This is a genomic window from Paenibacillus sp. TY11, from assembly GCF_059772165.1.
In genome coordinates, this window is the sequence record NZ_JCBAIQ010000001.1 from 407,945 (window position 1) to 427,216 (window position 19,272).

Annotated in this window: 18 protein-coding genes and 1 pseudogene; 3 read left to right on the forward strand and 16 right to left on the reverse strand. The window is 49.0% G+C overall.

Features of this window, described 5'->3' with window-relative positions:
* The first annotated feature begins 177 nt into the window (after positions 1–177).
* Complete coding sequence (locus AC6EJC_RS01760) at positions 178–522, forward strand: helix-turn-helix domain-containing protein (protein ID WP_444952463.1); 345 nt, start codon at positions 178–180, stop codon at positions 520–522.
* Positions 523–603: 81 nt separating this feature from the next.
* Here the strand turns inward: AC6EJC_RS01760 and AC6EJC_RS01765 are convergent, their stop codons facing one another.
* The 4 genes from AC6EJC_RS01765 to AC6EJC_RS01780 form a co-directional block, all read right to left on the reverse strand.
* Positions 604–1,092: a DinB family protein gene (locus AC6EJC_RS01765; protein ID WP_444952464.1), complete on the reverse strand. Its 489-nt coding sequence runs from the start codon at positions 1,090–1,092 to the stop codon at positions 604–606.
* Positions 1,093–1,120: 28 nt separating this feature from the next.
* Positions 1,121–2,056 carry a DUF6597 domain-containing transcriptional factor gene (locus tag AC6EJC_RS01770; protein ID WP_444952465.1) on the reverse strand — a complete coding sequence of 312 codons (936 nt, stop codon included), beginning with the start codon at positions 2,054–2,056 and terminating at the stop codon, positions 1,121–1,123.
* A gap of 103 nt (positions 2,057–2,159) precedes the next feature.
* Positions 2,160–2,327 carry a CxxH/CxxC protein gene (locus tag AC6EJC_RS01775; protein ID WP_444952466.1) on the reverse strand — a complete coding sequence of 56 codons (168 nt, stop codon included), beginning with the start codon at positions 2,325–2,327 and terminating at the stop codon, positions 2,160–2,162.
* A gap of 104 nt (positions 2,328–2,431) precedes the next feature.
* Positions 2,432–3,196: a class I SAM-dependent methyltransferase gene (locus tag AC6EJC_RS01780; protein WP_444952467.1), complete on the reverse strand. Its 765-nt coding sequence runs from the start codon at positions 3,194–3,196 to the stop codon at positions 2,432–2,434.
* A gap of 257 nt (positions 3,197–3,453) precedes the next feature.
* On the opposite strand from AC6EJC_RS01780, the gene AC6EJC_RS01785 reads away from it, so the two are divergent.
* Positions 3,454–5,175 carry a cellulase family glycosylhydrolase gene (locus AC6EJC_RS01785; protein ID WP_444952468.1) on the forward strand — a complete coding sequence of 574 codons (1,722 nt, stop codon included), beginning with the start codon at positions 3,454–3,456 and terminating at the stop codon, positions 5,173–5,175.
* A gap of 88 nt (positions 5,176–5,263) precedes the next feature.
* Here the strand turns inward: AC6EJC_RS01785 and AC6EJC_RS01790 are convergent, their stop codons facing one another.
* Complete coding sequence (locus AC6EJC_RS01790) at positions 5,264–6,499, reverse strand: S1C family serine protease (RefSeq protein ID WP_444952469.1); 1,236 nt, start codon at positions 6,497–6,499, stop codon at positions 5,264–5,266.
* A 504-nt stretch (positions 6,500–7,003) separates the two neighbouring features.
* Here AC6EJC_RS01790 and AC6EJC_RS01795 point away from each other — a divergent pair.
* Entirely contained in the window at positions 7,004–7,210 is a 207-nt protein-coding gene (locus AC6EJC_RS01795) for a hypothetical protein (RefSeq protein WP_025723164.1), read from the forward strand.
* Here the strand turns inward: AC6EJC_RS01795 and AC6EJC_RS01800 are convergent.
* The 11 genes and pseudogenes from AC6EJC_RS01800 to AC6EJC_RS01850 all read right to left on the reverse strand — a co-directional run bounded on the left by AC6EJC_RS01800 (position 7,179) and on the right by AC6EJC_RS01850 (position 19,254).
* Positions 7,179–7,985: an MBL fold metallo-hydrolase gene (locus AC6EJC_RS01800; protein ID WP_023991120.1), complete on the reverse strand. Its 807-nt coding sequence runs from the start codon at positions 7,983–7,985 to the stop codon at positions 7,179–7,181. The genes AC6EJC_RS01795 and AC6EJC_RS01800 overlap by 32 nt on opposite strands.
* 6 nt (positions 7,986–7,991) lie before the next feature.
* Positions 7,992–8,756 carry a two-component system regulatory protein YycI gene (gene yycI / locus AC6EJC_RS01805; protein WP_444952470.1) on the reverse strand — a complete coding sequence of 255 codons (765 nt, stop codon included), beginning with the start codon at positions 8,754–8,756 and terminating at the stop codon, positions 7,992–7,994.
* An 18-nt stretch (positions 8,757–8,774) separates the two neighbouring features.
* Positions 8,775–10,115, reverse strand: coding sequence for a YycH family regulatory protein (locus AC6EJC_RS01810; RefSeq protein WP_444952471.1), 1,341 nt, complete (start codon positions 10,113–10,115; stop codon positions 8,775–8,777).
* A gap of 65 nt (positions 10,116–10,180) precedes the next feature.
* Positions 10,181–11,941: pseudogene (gene walK / locus AC6EJC_RS01815) on the reverse strand (cell wall metabolism sensor histidine kinase WalK); the annotation flags it as partial.
* Positions 11,938–12,669, reverse strand: coding sequence for a response regulator YycF (gene yycF, locus AC6EJC_RS01820; RefSeq protein WP_254349776.1), 732 nt, complete (start codon positions 12,667–12,669; stop codon positions 11,938–11,940). The pseudogene walK and the gene yycF, both read right to left, overlap by 4 nt.
* A gap of 234 nt (positions 12,670–12,903) precedes the next feature.
* Complete coding sequence (locus AC6EJC_RS01825; protein ID WP_444952472.1) at positions 12,904–14,427, reverse strand: peptidoglycan DD-metalloendopeptidase family protein; 1,524 nt, start codon at positions 14,425–14,427, stop codon at positions 12,904–12,906.
* Positions 14,428–14,727: 300 nt separating this feature from the next.
* Positions 14,728–15,384, reverse strand: coding sequence for a hypothetical protein (locus tag AC6EJC_RS01830; RefSeq protein ID WP_444952473.1), 657 nt, complete (start codon positions 15,382–15,384; stop codon positions 14,728–14,730).
* Between the two features lie 147 nt (positions 15,385–15,531).
* Positions 15,532–16,248, reverse strand: coding sequence for a GntR family transcriptional regulator (locus AC6EJC_RS01835; RefSeq protein ID WP_134902044.1), 717 nt, complete (start codon positions 16,246–16,248; stop codon positions 15,532–15,534).
* A gap of 27 nt (positions 16,249–16,275) precedes the next feature.
* Positions 16,276–17,283, reverse strand: coding sequence for a CehA/McbA family metallohydrolase (locus AC6EJC_RS01840; protein ID WP_444952474.1), 1,008 nt, complete (start codon positions 17,281–17,283; stop codon positions 16,276–16,278).
* The gene (locus tag AC6EJC_RS01845) at positions 17,276–17,743 is read right to left on the reverse strand and encodes a hypothetical protein (RefSeq protein ID WP_444952475.1); all 468 of its coding nucleotides are present in this window, start codon (positions 17,741–17,743) and stop codon (positions 17,276–17,278) included. The genes AC6EJC_RS01840 and AC6EJC_RS01845 overlap by 8 nt, the downstream gene beginning before the upstream one ends.
* Positions 17,740–19,254, reverse strand: a complete 1,515-nt coding sequence (locus AC6EJC_RS01850; RefSeq protein WP_444952476.1) for a hypothetical protein — start codon at positions 19,252–19,254, stop codon at positions 17,740–17,742. Before AC6EJC_RS01850 ends, AC6EJC_RS01845 begins: the two co-directional genes overlap by 4 nt.
* Positions 19,255–19,272 lie beyond the last annotated feature (18 nt).

The window sequence follows — 19,272 nt, forward strand, 5'->3', positions numbered from 1 at the left end:
CAAAATGACTAGAATAAAAAGCACTCGCTCTTAATATATTCCTTTGTGAAACTCCAAATAAGTAGTACAATAAATTTAATATAGTACTTAATCGCAGTTTTTTCAATATATTTTACCGCCTTTATGTCTCTGCTAATTACATCGATACTCTCCTAACCTTTAGGAGAGGTGGTTAATATGACAAAATTACGGAATTCGGTTGGAGAAAGAATTAGAACGATTCGGAAGGCTAAGGGACTAACACAGCAACAACTTGCGGAACTTTCAGGATTAGATGATGCATATATCGGATCGGTAGAGCGTGGCGAAAGAAACTTTTCGATTGATACGTTAGAGAAGGTGTTAACCGCCTTAAACGTGTCTATCAGTGAATTAATGTTTTCCAAAGAACATATGACTAAAGACGAAACTATTCGGCAAGAGGCAATAGATGAGTTTGTTGCATTGACCAGCAGATTGAATGAAGATCAAATCGGGATTCTCAGACGAGTTAGTAAAGAAGTTTCACGCGCGTTCGAGTAAGCCATTCCAACCTAAAAAAGCCTTGAATAAAACCAAAAAGAGCACCGCACAGGTGCCCTCCATAAATCTTCACAAAAATACTCAAGCGTACAACATAAAAAAGCTCACTTCATGTCCCAGTTGCTTCAGATAATTATAAATCTGCGAACGATGATGGAATACGTGGGTCAAGGTCTCAATCTGCCATTGAACCTGTAGATGTCCGTGTTCCATATAGAAGGCCTTCGTCGAACGATTCAGATAGTCGTCTTCGCTAAGCGAAAGAATGTAAGCCTTATAAGCTTCAAAATTCTGTCTGAAAGTCGCAGCCAAGCGCTCGGGATCTTCCACTCCAGACAGGCTATTTTCAATACTCCCCACTTCACCCTCAGACTTCTCCTGCATTATCGCAAGATCCGAAGCAGGAATAAGCACAAAGTGATGTACTAACTCTAGTAGTGAGCGGAAATTTTCTTGCGGACGAAAGTTCCAATCCTCTGGACGTATTTTACGGATCAAGGCTTCCCCCGTTCGTACTCCGGTCTCCAGCTCATTTAGCAGATGATCTCGAACTTGCAGCGTTCCACTCATATTCTCATCTCTCCTTTGCCATGCTTATTCATATTTTGAGTATAGCCGAAGCCTCTGGGCGTGTATTGTAAAAATCGGACAACTTCCGTAAATCCTTAGCCGCGGTAAGCGGAGAATCTCCATAAAACCTGCGAAAATCGCGAATTAAATGCGCCTGATCGAAAAAGCTATGCTTCAATGCCAGCTCCGTCCAATCCAGACCCCCGCCGCTTTGGATGCTGTGCAGAACACTCTGGAAGCGGACGACTTCACTGAACTTTTTGGGGCTGATCCCGATCCATTGTCCAAACTTGCGGTTAAGCTGCCTTTCACTGATCGCCTCACACTCCGCAAGCTCCTTAACCCCCACACTCCCAGCGCTCACAAAGATGCGATGCAGCAGATTTTTCATCAGGTCACAATCGTTCGTACGTTGGCGCAGCAGAAGCTGGTTAAGATACTCATCCATTATGCGCACCCGTTCATTGAAATTCTGCGCTTCCATAATGCGCTCACCTAAGACGGTGATGCTTTCGGGCCAGAGATCTTCCAAGCGATAATTACCGCCTGTAAACAAATGAGTCGGCATGCCGTGAAAATAATGTGCCCCACCGGGAAAAAATCGCACCGCAAAAATGCGTGTCTCGGACCCTGCTTGTCTGGCAGACACAAACGGTTGCGTAAATGTCCCACAGTACGAGAGTTCCTGACGCTTACTCACCGGGTCGTATTCTAATAGAATATCCGTACAGCCGTCAGGTAATACCCGCTCCATGGTTTCTTCATGCGGCAAGCTTAACAAAGCAGTGTCTTCACGCGAAGCTACGAAATCTCCTACTCTCTCTCTAGTAACCGGGCCGGACTCCCAATAACATACCACGTAAGCTCTTAGCGCAGCAGACGGCTTTTTTTCGATATAATATGTGGAGGAGTCTCTTCCATTAACTTGAATCGGACGAAACAGTGAATGCAGCAAGGGGTCCATTCATCGTTCACTCCTGTCTCAGCGTGCATCTTCTTCTAGATATAGTCACAGTTATATGTATACAAAAAGGACGTTTCTCACCGAAACGCCCGTGCTTGTTTTTTTAGACGACCAAAAACTCTGCTTTCTTCTCACATTCCGTGCACTTCACCGGAGGGTCCCAATCCGAAAATTTCGTTTCCTTAAGATCGACGACATCCGGTGCATCCTCGTATTCATCGACGAACATATCAATTGCCAGTTCCACATGCTCTTTACATACCACGTACATTCAGTTGCATCCCTTTCCGTTTGAAGCTCTTCCTGTTGTAGGTGTGTCAAAACTGCCTTCTTTTGTTCTACCACACTTGACGCGGAAAGGAAAGAGCCAGCCCCCTATCCCTGACGTTTGGTTTTAAAAATGAGAAAATTACTGACGTTCAGGTCCTCGCGGTAATCGGGATATTGCTCCAGTATTTCAGCGGATGGCTTGGGTTCGATCATACCTTCCAACAACAGGCCGGCTCCCACAATGGTCTGTACATAGCTGCCCAGCGTGCGATGAAAGTACAAAAACTTTTCCTCCTGATCATAAGGCATATCCTGCTCCAAGGGACCTTCGTTGAAATATTGATCCACTTTCCAATGCAGCTTTTTCCCTGCCTCGTCCTTCACCCAACCACTCTGCGGCGTCTGAAAGCACGGATGCAGAATAGAAAAAATAAAGTTGCCCCCCGGAACTAATAACCGACGCATTTCGGCAATCGCCTGCTCATAATGGGCCAGGTCTTGTATGACCATATTGGACACGATCAGATCAAAGCTCTGGTCTCCGAACATCTCCAGCTTCTCCAGATTGCCATGGTGGTATGTAATTCCCAATGTCGATGGCGTTCGCTCTCTTGCAAGCTTCAGCATCTCCGTCGAATAATCGACAGCTTCCACCAACGCACCCGCCTTGACCATTTTCCGGCTCAGATAACCTTCGCCACACCCGGCATCCAGCACTTTTTTGCCTGCAAGAGCGCCTATACATTGTTGCAATGCAGGGTTTAACAGCACCTCACGGGAGCGATCTCCTTCTTCTGTGTACCTGGCTGTAAAGTTCCCCGCATGCATATTCCAGCGCCGAATCGCCTCTTCCGTGTCCCACTTATTCATATTCATCTCCTTCTTTCTTTTGTATTTGAGGATTTTGCAAAATCCTGGTTTACGAATCCGATGCTATACTACAATCCACGTAGGGCCATAGATTCTACACTCATTTCTGTATTTTTTCAATAATAACGCTTACAAAATTAAAATATCTAATTAACACATGATTTTTACATTAATTATACAGGTATTCCATATTCAAAAAGTATGGTAGTGTTTTATTGGAAAGCGCTTTCAAAAATAACTTTGTAAAGGGGCCTGTTATGTTAAAACAAAGACCCGTTTCATTGCTGTCGTTGACGCTTGCCATCACCCTATTGTTATCTACGTTCGCATCCGTTGCCGCTGCTGCCGAATCTGACGGTCAAGCACCGCAAACTGCGGCTGCAAGCAGCATGCAATCGTATGTGGAAGCCATGCAGCCCGGATGGAATTTAGGAAATTCTCTGGATGCTGTCGGGGCGGATGAGACAGCCTGGGGCAATCCGCGCATTACCCAGGCGTTGATCCAGCAAATTGCTGCCCAAGGATACAAAAGTATTCGGATTCCCGTTACCTGGGATAAACACATCGGAGCAGCACCGAATTATACCGTTGACTCTGCCTACATGAACCGTGTGGATGAGGTTGTTCGCTGGGCCCTGGATGCCAATCTGTACGTCATGATCAATGTCCATCATGATTCATGGATGTGGGTAAGCAGTATGGAGCCCAAACATGATGAAGTGCTGGCTCGTTATAACGCATTATGGACACAAATTGCCCAGCGCTTTAAAGATCAACCTAACAAGCTGATGTTCGAAAGTATTAACGAACCCCGTTTCTCCGAAGGGGGAACGACTGATGAAGCGAAAATGAACCGAATGCTGCATGAGCTGAATGTATCCTTCCACAAAATCGTCCGTGCCTCTGGTGGTAAAAATGCCACTCGTCCACTTGTTCTGCCCGGCGTAGAAACTTCGCCTGCCCAAGCTAGAATCAGCGAGCTTTACAACACGATTACTGGGCTGAACGATCCCAACCTGATTGCAACCGTTCACTATTATGGCTTCTGGCCTTTCAGTGTGAATATTGCCGGATATACTACATTTGAGAAAGATACCAAAAACGATATTGTTCAAACCTTTGATAACGTCTATAACACCTTTGTAGCCAAGGGCATCCCGGTTATTGTCGGTGAATACGGCCTGCTCGGCTTCGATAAAAATACAGGTGTGATTGAACAAGGTGAAAAGCTGAAATTCTTTGAATTTCTGACCTATTATATGAAAGAGAAGAAAATAACAGGCATGCTCTGGGATAACGGCCAGCATTTTAACCGCACAACGTACAAGTGGTCTGATCCTGAACTCTTTAATGTCATTAAGGCCAGCCTGAAAGGACGTTCTTCCAATGCAGCCAGTGACCTCATTCACTTGAAGAAAGGCACTCCTGTTCAGGACGCCAAGGTCACTTTAAACCTGAACGGCAACCAGTTGAACACACTCAGTGTTAACAGCAAGCAACTGAAACAGGGCACCGACTATACGCTGAGCGGAGACACATTAACCTTGAAAGCCAGCTTGCTCACCAGTCTAACTACTTTCGATAAATATGGTGAGCATGCAGTGATTACCGCCAAGTTCAACAAGGGGGCTGACTGGAATTTCAAAGTAGTCGTGTATGATACACCGAAATTAAGTGCTGTCGAGGGGACTACACAAGCCTTTACCATTCCAACGAACTTCCGCGGCAGCCAGCTTGCCACAATGGAAGCCGTTTATACCCATGGTGGCAATGCCGGTCCACAGGATTGGACACCCTATAAAGAGTTTGGCAATACTTTTGCTCCTGCCTATGATACCAATGGCATCAAGCTGCTGCCTGAATTTTTTAATAGTGTAAAAGATGGTGAAGTCACGCTGAAATTCCATTTTTGGAGCGGCGATGTGGTGACATACAAAATCACCAAGAGCGGAACCCGTGTAACAGGAACGACATCTTAATCTGAGACGCAGCACAAGAGCGAAAAGGCGTTCCCGGAACTGATCCGGAGAACGCCTTTTTTTTATAGTTAAGCCTATTGTTAAAATCTTAGCCTTCCGGCTTATCCGTTAATTCTAACGTCACCGATTCTTCCTTGCCTGCCCGGTAAAAGGTAACTTTCAGCTCATCGCCAATCTTCTTGTTATCGTACAAGTAGCGACGCAAATCAAGCGTAGAGTTAATCGGTTCACTATCAAACGCTGTAATGACATCATTCAGCTTCAAGCCAGCCTCCTTGGCAGGACCATGGGCCTCCAAAACGACTGCCCCATTCTTCACGCTGTCAGGCAACTTGAGCTCCTTGCGCTGAGTTTCATCCAGCGGTGCATATTCATTATTGAGGTCCACCGTGTATACCCCCAGATAAGGGCGGGTGATCTTGCCGTCCTCAACCAGTTCATTCACCGTCTTCATCACCTCATTGGCGGGAATGGCGAAGCCAAGTCCTTCAACACCCGTATCGGCGATTTTCATTGTATTGATGCCAATCACACGTCCATCCAAATCGACCAGCGCTCCGCCGCTGTTTCCCTCATTAATCGCCGCATCGGTCTGGATCACATGCTGCTCCCAGTCATATACGCCATCCTGATTAATGGAAATCGGAATGATTCGATTCGTATAGCTCACAATACCAGAGGTAAGTGTGTCTCCCAAGCCGAGCGGGTTGCCAATAGCAATGACAGTCTCGCCTAGACGAAGTTTGCTGGAGTCGCCGATATCCGCTACCGTGCTAATGCCTTTATCGTCAACTGCCAGCACAGCGATATCACTAATGCGATCCTTTCCGACCAGCTTTGCCTCTTTTCTGACACCGTCCACCGTTACAATATCCAGATCATCCGATCCTTCGATCACATGGTTGTTCGTCATAATGAAGGCTTTGCCTGAACTGACTCGGAAAATGACACCCGATCCAAGCGCTGATTGTTCCGTGCTGTTACCGTCTTCCCCTTTCAGGTTTACGATGCTGACGACGGCTGGGCGCACCTTGGCAGCCGCCTGCACAATCCGGTCATACGGATCACCCGCTGCTTGCCGCAAGGGATAGTGACTGGCTCCGGTTACCGCTGTAGTGGAGGGCAGACCTGTAATAAAGCTGAACAGCAGCACGGCAACCACTGCACTGACCGCACCGCTAATGACAGCAGCCTGCACCGGGCTTACTCTGCGGTTCCTGTGCGGCCAACGTCCCCGTCCTCCACGGTGCGCCTTAAATGCCGTTTTTTTAGCCGCACGTGTGGATACCTTCGTTGAATAAAAATCGTCATCAAACAAGCCCATGCTAATCCTCTCCCCTTCGTTGTCATGCACCGACACTCACTAAAAAATTAGGGCTATTCGGGCTTGCGCCAACCTATGCTACAGAGAACCTGCTCCGTTGAACATCTCAAATGGATTGAATATCCCCTATCATCGGAATCCAGCAACCAATCGTTCCGGCCTACTTATTAATCACCACAAATGGCGCCTTCCTAAGCAACCGAATCTTATAAATTAGCATACACGCCGAATCTGACACCGAATAGAGGAAAAAAGAGGAATGATTTCCAAACCAATGGACTACAATAGTAACAAGTCTTCTATTCTATTACAAAATGATCGTCTCATAGAGACGTTCTGGCCTGTTCCCGTTCGCTTAAAGCTGCCTATAATTTTCAATCAGAGCCTTCCTTCAGAAAGCTTTCTGTTGTTAGCTTTATTGTATCACAGCACCCAGCAAAACCACAGGCAGAACCAAGCTCATTGCACGCCATTTCAAAAATATTTTTACAGGAGGAATATATGATGAATTCACATCGTTCAGCTATGGATGAAGTTCGCATGGCTGCCAAGCTTGCGGATTTGAAAGACGAGCATTACCGCAATACACTGGCGCTAAGTACATTGATTGAACTACTGGTGGACAAAGGCGTAGTGACCCGTGAAGAGGTAGAACGCAAAGCCGCCGAGCTGGACAGCTTTATGGCTCACTTACCTTATCCCAAGGTGTAGGACGATCATAATACGTATCGCACAATCGAAACTCACTGTCCTTGTAAAAACAGCCGCGGTCTTCCATCGCCCCGCGTACAGTCAGCTTCGCAAGCTCCATCATATTGTGGTCGCGGCTCAAATGTGCCAAATACGTTCGCTTCGTCCGTCCTGTTAACAGCTCGCTAAGAATCGCGCCCGCCATCTCATTGGATAAGTGACCGATATCGCTGAGAATACGGCGCTTGATGTTCCACGGATAACGACCCATACGCAGCATTTCCACATCATGATTAGACTCCAGCACCAATACGTCCGCGTCTGATATCGCCTGTTTCACCTTGTCGCTGACATAGCCGAGATCAGTCGCTACACTGAGCTTCTCTGCCCCATCATAAAAGCTATACCCTACGGGCTCAGCCGCATCATGGGATATACCAAAAGACTCCACGCGCAATGACTCAAATTCCCGCGTCGCGCCAGTCTCCAATATTCTGCGGTTATCATCTGCAATTTGTCCAACAGCATTGCTGATGGCAAACCATGTCTTCTCATTGGCATATATAGGTAAATTATATTTACGCGCCATGGCGCCTAGTCCTTTAACATGATCGGAATGCTCATGCGTGACCAAAATACCATCCAACTCTTCTCCGCTCAGATCGCGTTCTTTCAGCAATTCGTCAATACGCTTCGCGCTGAGACCTGCGTCGATGAGCAATGTCGTGTCTTCGTTCCGCACAACGGTAGCGTTGCCGGTCGAACCGCTCGACAGCACGGTAAATGAAATCCCCATATCTGTTCAAGACCCTTCTGTATGTTCTTTCTTTGGACTAATGACATCTCCGTTCATCTGCACATAATACACACCTTTCCCGTTGTCCAGCATAAACCGCCATACGGGGGCAGCCACCTGGCTATCGGAGTTAAAGGTCTGTCCGTAATAACCGAGCCTGATATCCTTCACAATCGAATCACGCGGCAAATAGCCGTCGATCAGCCTTGCCAATGCCTTGGACGCAGGCAGCATTTTCTTCGCCTCATCCGAAGGCTGAAGATCCACCTTAATTTTGCGATACCCTGTAATCTTCTGATTGCTGTAAAACAGAGCCAGCTTCACATTAAATAGCGGCCACTTGCCCTGTACCAACGGGTGTAGCACAAAAGCATCTGCCTGTCCGGATGCTAACTCCTCCTGAACATCCAGTGGATCATACTGGTAGTTGTCGATATCCTTGATTTGCGGCTCCAATGCCTCAACTAGCGCGTCATGGGTGAATACCAGTTTGCTGTCTACCGGCTTCACTAGCTGCACACGATCATCCTTTTCTCCACTATGAACATATGTGTAAGAAAGCTTGGGCAGCTGCGGGGTATCCCCGGGAATCGGAGCCAACACCTGAATGCTTTTCTCTTCCATTAAACGCTGCGTATTTTCATCCAATGAAGTAAAATCCAGATTCGGCCCTGCCGTTTCCTGCGCATCATTCCACAACTGGCGTCCCAGCACTACATTGAGCAGCAAAAATGTACAGATCAGTACGTTTTTCGCGCGGCTCCAATCCATTCCCGTTCCCCCTTCCTGTCACCTCTTTGTCCCCTGGTCTGGCTGCGTTTGTGTTGTATTCGATGCTGTCGTTACAGGAACAGCATGAATCTCTGCAACAGAACCGTCGCTGAGCGTAACGCGCCACTCAGGAACAAGCTTCAATCCATCATTGGTCAGTTCCGGCTGATATACAGGAGTCAGACCTCGAATCGTCTTCCCTTTGCCTACAGTCTTCAGTTGCTTCTTCAAGGTCTCGCCGCCTGGCAGCATAACCTTCTTCGAGGATTGCTCCCCGCCCTTAAGATACAGCAACGAACGGTCATAGACGGATGCCGTTTCCTGCTGGATTTGCAGCGAAATCGTACCAAAGCGGAACGATGGTGTATCCAGCACCGGATAAGCACCGTAATACTGCTGGAACATCACAGTCGTGCGATGTTCATCGCTGCTTCTCAATTTCAGCTGATACGAAGCATCCCAACCGCCATGCTGATTTACAAAATCAACTGCGGCCAACACATCCCTAATCGGGCTGCTTCCATCCGCCCCCGGCGCACTGGGATCGGTATAGCTCATCCATCGTTGCTCCTGCTTGATTTGCAGACTACGCTTGCTGTCCGTATAAATTTGGGAGCCGTCCTTTTCCTGAATATTACGCGTAATTCCAGGATCGAAAAACAAATTCCGCTGCATTTGCTCCGTCGTAAACAACCCGGCATATACCACAGGCTGTACAGTCTCCAGGTCATTCACGGGAATGTAGTACTGATTATCCACCAACTCGTACAACGGGGCATTTTTACCGAAATTCACATGCTGCCGGATATCCTCTACCGTCATATCGAACTGGTTCGCCTCATACACCACATCGCCTCTGGCACTGAAAAAGAGCGCGTGTGGCTTGGCATTCTTTTCGTCTATATAGATCCAGATGCGGTTAATCGTCTCTCCCTGAAACACCGAATCCGGCGTCAGACGCATGACCCGCTCCAGTAATGAAACCGGGACCCCGCCTGAAAAAGATAATTCGATGCCTTCATTTTCGCTGCGAATCCGCGCCCAGTCCGCCGATTGGATACTCCGACGTTGAAAATTGTTAAAGCTCCGGCTTTCCAGCCGTGTATAAATTAAATCGTAAAAAGCAACACCCGGATAAAAAACGGTATGTTTCTTTTCACCTTGGTGAATTAGCATTTTATCGGGGAATACGAGGTTTTCAATCTTTTTCTCCTGCCCCATGCTTTCGGTTTTAACATAGTTCGTTTCTGAAGTGAGCACAGAATCACTGCCCGGAAGGCGGTAGATCAAAAAATAAGTCTGTACCAGGCTGGAAGCCACCAGCAAAATAAGCGTCCAGGACTTCAAACGTTCCTTCACTGTGCTTCCCTCCCTTCACCCGACATGGGTAGCGTAAAGGTCGTGCAGGTTCCCTGACCGTATTCAGACTCCAGAAAAATCTGGCCTCCATGCGCCTTTACAATTTCCCGGGCAATCGACAGCCCCAGTCCCGTGCCGCCCATATTGCGTGATCTCGCCTTGTCTACACGATAAAACCGTTCAAAAATCCGGTCCAGATCTTTTTTCGGAATACCAATTCCGGTGTCCTGTACCGAAATGGACAGCATCCCCTCACTGTTGCGGCGTGCTTCGATCCGAATACTACCGCCCTCCGGCGTATATTTCAACGCATTGGACATCACGTTATCCAACACCTGCTCTATTTGATCCCGGTCGATCACGACCTTACCGATCCCCTGCTCTATGAACATCCCTGAGTGAATGTGCTTTTGCTTCATTTGAAAAGAAAACCGATCTGCGACTTCGTCCAGCATCTCCATCACATCCGCAGGCTGCATCCGCAAAGGCGCCTCATTGGAATCGAGCCGCGACAGATGCAGCAAATCCGTAACCAGCCGGATCATACGCTCCGTCTCGTTGCGGATCACGCCCACGAAACGCTCCGCGAGCTGCGGTTCAGCCATCGCGCCGTCATCCAGTGCTTCAGCATAGCTGCGGATCGTCGTCAATGGAGTGCGCAGCTCATGCGATACATTCGCTACGAATTCCCGCCGTGTCGTCTCCATCTCCTCCTGCTCCGTCACGTCCTGGAGCACGGCAATCGTTCCCGTAATGCCAAATTCCCGCCGATGAATCGGCGTGAATGTCACGCGGATGACGATGGGTTCATCCTGGCCGGATGGCTCCAGCTGCAAGAGTGTGGAAGCCGAAGAGCCGCTATACAGGGCCTCGGTTTCCTCCGGGTCGATCCCCAGCAGTACCGCGATATGTCTGCCGGTCATTTCGTTCTCGTTCACGCCCAGCATGGCGCTGGCCCGACGGTTGACCAGAATAACCCGGCCATTGTCATCTGTAGCGACCACACCGTCGCTCATATTGGTCAAAATAGAGGAGAGCTTCTCCTTCTCCTCTTCATTTTGCGACAGCGCTTCACGCAGACGGCCTGTCATATAGTTAAAGGCTACGCTGAGCCTGCCGATCTCATCATCACCAAACACCGGCATCTGCTGGTCAAACTTGCCCTCAGCGACCTCCGTTGCATGACGCGTCATCACTTTGATCGGGTGCGTAATCGTGTGGGCCAACACCACGCCCAGCACAGCCGTCAACGCGAGCGCAATGAGCATACCTGAGAGAAACACATTGTTAATGCGTTTCATCGTATCGTAGAGCTCGGTCATCGAAGCGGCGATGTACACCGCGCCGACAATCTTGCCTTGGCTGATGACGGGCTTGGCGACGACCTTCTTGCGGACGTTATCCTCGTCCACCATATACTCCTCGTTATCACGGATTCCTTGGAGTGCGCGACTAACCACCGTCTGCGTATTTTTACGTCCGACATAATCGGCGTGTGAGCCCTGAGAAGTAATTAATACTTTGCCACTGGCATCCAGCACCTGAATTTCCGCGCCGCTGAAATCAAACAAATTATTCACGCGTGCACGCAGGCTTTCCACGCTGTCTTCTTCCATTTTGCCGTCACTGCCACTCAGATCCTGCTCCGCCAGCACGGACAGCATCTCCGCCCGTGCTTGCAAATCCTGCGTGAAATTACTCGTCAGAGAGTTCTTCATCGAGCTGACAAAATAGACTCCAATCAGTTGCATTGCCACTAAGATTAGCAGCACATAGATAATGATCAGCTTTGCATGAATGGTGCGAAAAAAAGACAGCCATCTCATGCCCGCAGGCCACCTTTGCCCCCGCTAACGATATATCCGAGGCCACGGCGTGTCAGGATGGTCTCCGGCTTGCTCGGGTTTTCCTCAATCTTCTCACGCAGCCGCCGAATCGTCACATCCACCGTCCGCACATCCCCATAGTATTCGAACCCCCACACCGCCTGAAGCAAATGCTCGCGGGTCATGACTTTTCCGGCATTCTTCGCCATATAGTACAATAGCTCATACTCGCGGTGCGTCAGGTCCAGCGGTGTTCCGTTTTTGTAAGCTGTATACATATCCGTATCAAAAAAGAGGTCGCCCACGCGCAGCCCCTGCTTATCCTCCTGCGGTCGGCTTTCCGATGTGCCTGCCCCGCCGCGTTGTTGTCTGCGCATCTGTGCCTTCACCCGTGCCAGCAATTCCCGTGTGCTGAACGGCTTCGTCACATAATCGTCCGCACCCAGCTCCAGCCCCAGCACTTTGTCGATTTCGCCGTCCTTGGCAGTCAACATAATAATCGGCGTCTGGAGCTGATGCCCTCGCACCTCGCGACATACGTCCATGCCGTCCATGCCCGGCAGCATTAGGTCCAGCAGAATCAGGTCAGGCTGTTGTTTGACCGCGATATCCACCGCGCTGATTCCATCGAAGGCGCAAATCACCTGGTAGCCCTCTTTTTCCAAATTAAATTTCAAAATATCAGCGATAGGCTGTTCATCATCCACTACAAGAATCGTTCCCTGCATACAGCGCTCACCTCTTCTCACGGATCATAATCTATAATAACTTTCGTTTGTCAGTACCCATAAGATGCTTATTCTATTCTATCATACCTATGCGCCATTCCATTACTTCTCCAGACCCTTTTCTTTACGCAGAAAAAAACCATGCCTGCACCTATTGTTAAGCATGCAGAAAAACATGGCCTTTCCCCTTGATCTTCATGAATCATCAATAACCCATCGTTATAAACAACCCATCTATCTTAAATACGTCATTGGATTACGTGGCGTATTGTCTTTACGAATTTCAAAATGCAGATGCGTTCCTGTCGAGCGTCCAGTATTCCCCATAACCCCGATCGACTCGCCTTGTTGAACGACCTGTCCTACATGAACGCCAATGCTACTCAAATGCCCGTACACCGTTTGATAGCCATTGCGATGATCAATCATAATGACATTGCCGTATCCATTCTGCTGACCTGCAAATGTGACTACGCCTTCATCCGATGCGTGAATGTCAGGACTGCCGACCAAATCGACACCCTCATGCATACGCCCCCAACGTGCGCCAAAACTACTCGACATTGTTGCGCCGGACACCGGCCAAGCGAACTGTCCTGAGCCTTCTCCCACGACCTTCGTTCCTCTCAGAACCACCTCGGTAACAGACGGCTGCAGCACCTTTTGACCGAGCCATTCCTCCTGCACGACCTCACCATTCTCCTTGGTCAAACGATAGTCCATCTCTTTAAGACCTGCTTGTCCCGGTCTGACCACTTTGGTAACTCCTGCCTTCAATTCATCGCTCTGGCGAATCTCAACCTCAGGCTCGATGGCAATCTGCTCAACGACCTTCTCTACCGTTCGTACCGTGACCGGAGCCTTCGGAGCAGTGAGCTTCAATTCATCCCCGATTTGCAGATACAGCTCACGCGAGCCGGGATTGTTCTGCTTAATCTCCCAAGCGGTCATATTAAATTTATTCGCGATCGACGATAAGGAGTCGCCTTCCTGTACCGTGTACGTTATGGGTGCCTCACGCGCCTCAGTCAGCGCTTTAACCGCTTCGGCCTCTGTCAGCACCTTGTTCGGGTCTGCTTTTACAGGTTCGTATGAAATCTTCTCACGAATACTGGCAGACTCCAGCCATGCTTTAGGGGTTTTACTACTGGCACTCGCATGACTGCTGCCCACGGATGTTTTGCGAACCAGCCCCTTGATGCCTTTAGCCGTACCCTCACCTACAGGTGTGTACTTCTTCTGCACTTGCTTTAAAGCCGCCTGTGCAGTCGCTTTATCCTTTACAATGCCAACCGTCTGTCCGTTGACCTTCACTTCTACCCCTTTGGCATACGCGGTCAGCATACCGTCCAGCTTCTTCAGCGTGGCTGCGCTGTCGATATCCGCTTTGTATGCCTTCTCAGTGTCTGTCGTTACAGCGCTCGTATTGAGCACCATGTCCACCCCGGGATACTTGTCCTTATACTGTTTGCTCTTCGTGGCGTACAGCTGTTTAAGTTGTTGTTCATTCAAGATATTTCCTACCTCGACGCCTTTTACATACACTTTATAATAAGGAACTGTGTTAGCTCCGACATACTGATTACTCGCAAAAATAAGACTGCCTGCAATCACCACACCGCCTGCCGTCCAGCTCAACCATTTTCTCCGTCCGCTCCACCACTTTGCTATTTTCCCAGCTTCTACAGCAGGCTTATCCGCAACGCTTGAATCTGCATTCCTGCTGTCTGGTGAATGCTTCTCCTTCAAAACCTCCATGATTCTCTCCTTTTCGGCATATCTTATCTCTATATAAATGCGTTCGTTATTGGTCTTTCACACTATGAATCTAGCCTGTATTCACAAGTATCTATGATATTAGTCGCTATTTATCATTGCATAGTTGCGTAAAAGGTTTCAAAAATTTAACCTTTTCACAACACTGTTTACTTTAACATAGCTTTTACAAAGAATTCAACTACACTCCAGTTTCTTCCTGACACGCAAAAAAATCCGCGCCCGGCGCGGATTCTACAGTCCTGTTTTGAGCATAAGCATTGCCCATGAATTCATCGTTGATTATTTAAGCATACCCATCAATTTGTTATATTCCTCTTTGGTCAAATACTTCGCAAGCACCTGCTGAATATCCTGAAGCTCCTGCTCGGTAAGACCGCCTTCCATCGCGGCTGATATTTTCTGCATCTCCTCCGGCGGCAGCTTATTCATCAGAATCGCAAAAATCTCCTGCTTCTGCGCCGCCGGTAAATTGTTCTTCTTCTCCGTTAAATGGTCGGGCGTAATGACCAAATCTTGGCCTTCAATACTCGTTTCAGGTGTAGCTGTACCTTCTGCCTGCTCCCGTGACTCGTTACCTGATGTTCCCGCCGATGTGGAACCCTCCTGAGATCCCTTACCATTGGATGCCCCACCAGCTCCGCCCTCATTTTCTTCTAATCCCTGTCCCATAACAGGCAAAGCATCATCAGGCGGTGTTACACTTCCCGAGCCACTTCCTGTCGTCTTGTTCTTCCCCGTGTCTGTGCCTTGGTCCGTACCCGCACTGCCTTTTAGCCAACCTAATCCCCATATGGGCTGATGATCAAGCTGAATGTTAAACTGCCGCAGCAGCGATTGAACATAAGCATTAACGACTACACCTGTCACTGCCAGCGTTAGTGCGCTAACCAACACGACCGTCATTCCTTTTTTGAGCAGCCATCCAAGCCACCTCATATCCCGTTACCTCCTTATACGCATCCTGCCATGTGTGTATCATCATGAAGTGCATATAGATCAGTATTGACGAGATATGACGATTTTTAACCCATGGAATATGTAAAACTAGCACAATTCAATAGGAGATGCCACATTCTGATTGAATCAGCGCGTACGACGCACCCAGAAACGGAAAATGTCACTGCGGACATAATCCAGAGAATACAGCACCTGCCTGTTCATTTCATCATAGTGGAGCTGCTTCAATAGTAATACCGTAGCCTGCGGATGCTTCAGCAGACGTGTCATATGTGCGTCGTCATAGTTTGGAACAGTAAGCTCGGAATACGCTCCGACGATTCGCACCCCGGCCTTGAACTCAAGACTCTGAAAAAGCGAGCCTGAAAAAGAGTCATCTTCCAAAATGGGTCCGGCTAATTTCTCTGGCATCCAGTTTATAGAGTGGGCTACAGCCTCTCCGTTGGCTGTGCGTGTACGCTCTAGAGCAATCATGGGCTCATTCTCGGAAAATCTCATCTGTTCGGCGATATCAGGAGGACAAACCGATATTCTCTGAATGGATTCCAGCTGCTCGTCTTCCCGTAATCCTGCCGAACGAATCATGTCCCCGATGCTGTACAGGCGGTCCAGCGAGCTTGGAATACTCGGCAGCGGGCAAGTCGCAAATGTGCCACTCCCGTGTTTTACTAGTAGCTTACCTTCCGATTCCAGTTGACGAATAGCTCCCCGTAGCGTCGTACGCGAGACACGAAACGATTGGGAAAGTGCAGTTTCCGACGGCAGCCGATCCCCCGGACCCATTTGATTAACCTTCATATATTCTTCTATACGCTGCTTTATGTTCTCTTGTTTTGTTGACACCGTCCGAAGCCCAGCCTTTCTATTGTGTTAAGCCATATAAATCGGATTCGTAAAAGCAATCATCATCACGCAGTCTTCCATGCAGCCGTAAAGCTCTGCTCGTATCCAGCCCTTACCTAGCGGATCTTGCAATGACAGCGTATATTCTCCTGTGTGAGCAGGGATCTGAATCTCGGAGCATATTCCATGACTACTTGTCAGCAGAAGACGAAGATTCTGAGGCTCAAGGTTGTAATGGGATGCTCTTGCTTCCACATCCAATTGAACCGTCACTGATAGTGAATCCTTTACAGTCAGCTCCATACATTCGCCGATGTGATAACGATGTTCTCTGTCCTTAATCTGTGCCCACATCGTCAGTAACGGTCCCATCGTAACTGACACTGAACCGTGGCGAATCGCCTCAACTGCCCGGTCTGCTAAACCTTCTCGCTCTTCTGCTTCATCATGAACCCCCAGATACGTAACAGCCGGAAGTGCATCATTCGGTTTAGACACATGCCAGTCCCGACCGCTTACCGCAGTGATGCGATACCCTTGATTCAACAAATCGGTCCACATGGCAAACGCCCGCTGGCTATCCCGCTTAATAGATGGCATAAGCGTTGACCAGACCTCTATATAATCCACCTTATGCCAATCCTGAATCGTGTACTCCCAAAAGCACCCCGTACAGATCGGACTTCCGATCCTGAACGGATGGGCAATCCCTGCAATGCCTCCCTGCTCATGCACCTGCCGAATCCCCTCATGAATGTCATCTGGCCCCAGCACACGCCAGTCGATAAAGCGATCAACCCCAAGCGTCAGCATATGCCCGTAAAAGGTCGTCCACTCCATCCCTGGAATGATCGGGAGACCGAACTGCCGCTGAACCCGTTCCTGATCCGCAAGTGCCGATTGCGTGTTGTGATCTGTCATAGCGATGCATTCAAGCCCCAGATTCACTGCGCTTTGAACAAGCTCCTCCAACGTTTGCTTTCCGTCGCTGTGAAGCGTATGGGTGTGAAGCTCAGCTGGAATCCATTTAAGCATATGTCGCTTCCTCCCCCAATACATGAATTTGGTAGGCAAGCGTCTCGGTCACAACGGCATGCAGACTGACCGTAATCCGCCACATGCCCGCCGGATTATCTCCTGCGAGGAATCCCGGCGAGGCCGCAGACGAACCGAGCCAATGCTCCTGCTGCATCTCGGGACGGTGTGCATTTCCCCGGTGACGGAGAGGATCATCGACAGACAGCGTTAATAAATTTTGCAGCGGTACATACTTCTTCCATAGATCGGATGAATGCCCCGGCTCGTCGTATCCGTACTTGCTCATGCTTTCCTCAATGATTTCTCGTGCTTGCTCTTGATCTTTCAATAACTTGGGCGTGTAAGAGAAGTGAATACGGATCGTTTCAGTCGGCTGTGGAATATGGAAAGAGTACGTAATATGGCTCTGGGTGCAGGTTCTGTCGACCGTTCCCTCCACATACAGCAGCCTGCTCATGACTGCTCATCCTGGCTGGACGGTTCATCCACAACTTGCTTCACCATATCATTCAAAGGATGTTCTTCATCACCCGACACGTCCTTGTCGGCTGTCCATAAAACACCCACGGGTTGAAGCCGCGTCAGCTCAATTACCCGGTCTGTACGAATACCCGGAAACTGCGGCAGATTATCCTCGTTTAACGTAAAAGCACACAGTCCGGCCACTTCCATGCTGTCCGCACCGCCTTCCAGCAATACGGCTCTGATTTCAGCTATATCCTCAAGCACAGCCTCTCCAGATAGCTTGATCGTGGTAGAAAAATGTGACTCTGCCCCCTCATAAGCGGCTCTAAATTCCCCGAGTCTCAGATCATGATGGCAGGATGAATACCACTGCTCCGAGCCGTGAAGGCGAAGCTGAACATCGACACAGGCATCTTCCTCACGCCGATTGAAGCCAGGCTTGAACCCTGGAGACAATTCTCTGTCCGAATCCCGCAAGGGGCGTTTTGAAGTCTGGATAAACACATAGCTACGCTGGTGTGCAAGTGTAATGGAAGACGCTTGTGACGGCATTTCCAGCTCCTGCTGACGTTCCATCTCCCACCCAGTGACCTGATAGGCAAAAGGAAAACGGCTCATGACGGCCTCACGCGGCTCTTCCTCTGGTTTCCACTGGAAAGCAGGCGGTAACATAAAGCGATAGTCCGATGAAATGTCATCCTTAAAGTTTCCGTTGGTTGTTGCGGATTGGAGAACAGGATGCCCGCCCAGATCATAATTGCCATTAAACGCAGTCGTAATATGATGTGCCCCCTGGAAAACAGCTTCCAGAACATTGCCCCTTGCATCCAGCTCGACGCGGTACATCCATTCGATATCGGTGGTTCTTCCCCATTTGCTCATAAGCAGCGGCGCAGGCGTTCCTTCATCTTCATGGCTGAACATCATCTGGTATTCAATGACTGTCTTCTCCTCATTCCCTTCCACGGAATAGAACAAAACAAGCGGTGTATCCGTAAAGCGATTCTCATAAGGATGTGACAGATTACGGCCATATAAAAGCGGGGTATGGCGATAAATCAGCGATCTTGGAGAGGAATCAGCCACGCAGCGTAGTTCAACCCCGTCGATCCATGCTCGAGATACAAGCGGAGCCGATTCCAGTTCGCGAAATTCGGCATAGACCTCATAATCGCCTTCTTTTAAATATCCTAACAAACGGGTATACACTCCCTGACTGCTGCCATAGTACAAAATGACATCTTGATTATAGGCTTCATTCAGGTAGAGGCGTACGAAGGCAGATTCTCGATCTGTCGCAGCCCAGTCACTGTCTGATCTGGCGAACAGATCAAGCTCCGCGTATCCGTCTTCTGGCATGGAGAACCTAAACCGGAACCCGTTTCCCGGGCTGAGCTCAACCTCCGCCTTGTGTAAGGCAATCCGATAACCGCAATCCAGCAGATCCTTTTCCCATACTCGCCCACTAAACCCGGTAATTTGCACCTCTGCTTGGCTGTTCATCCCTGTAACCTCCTTAGT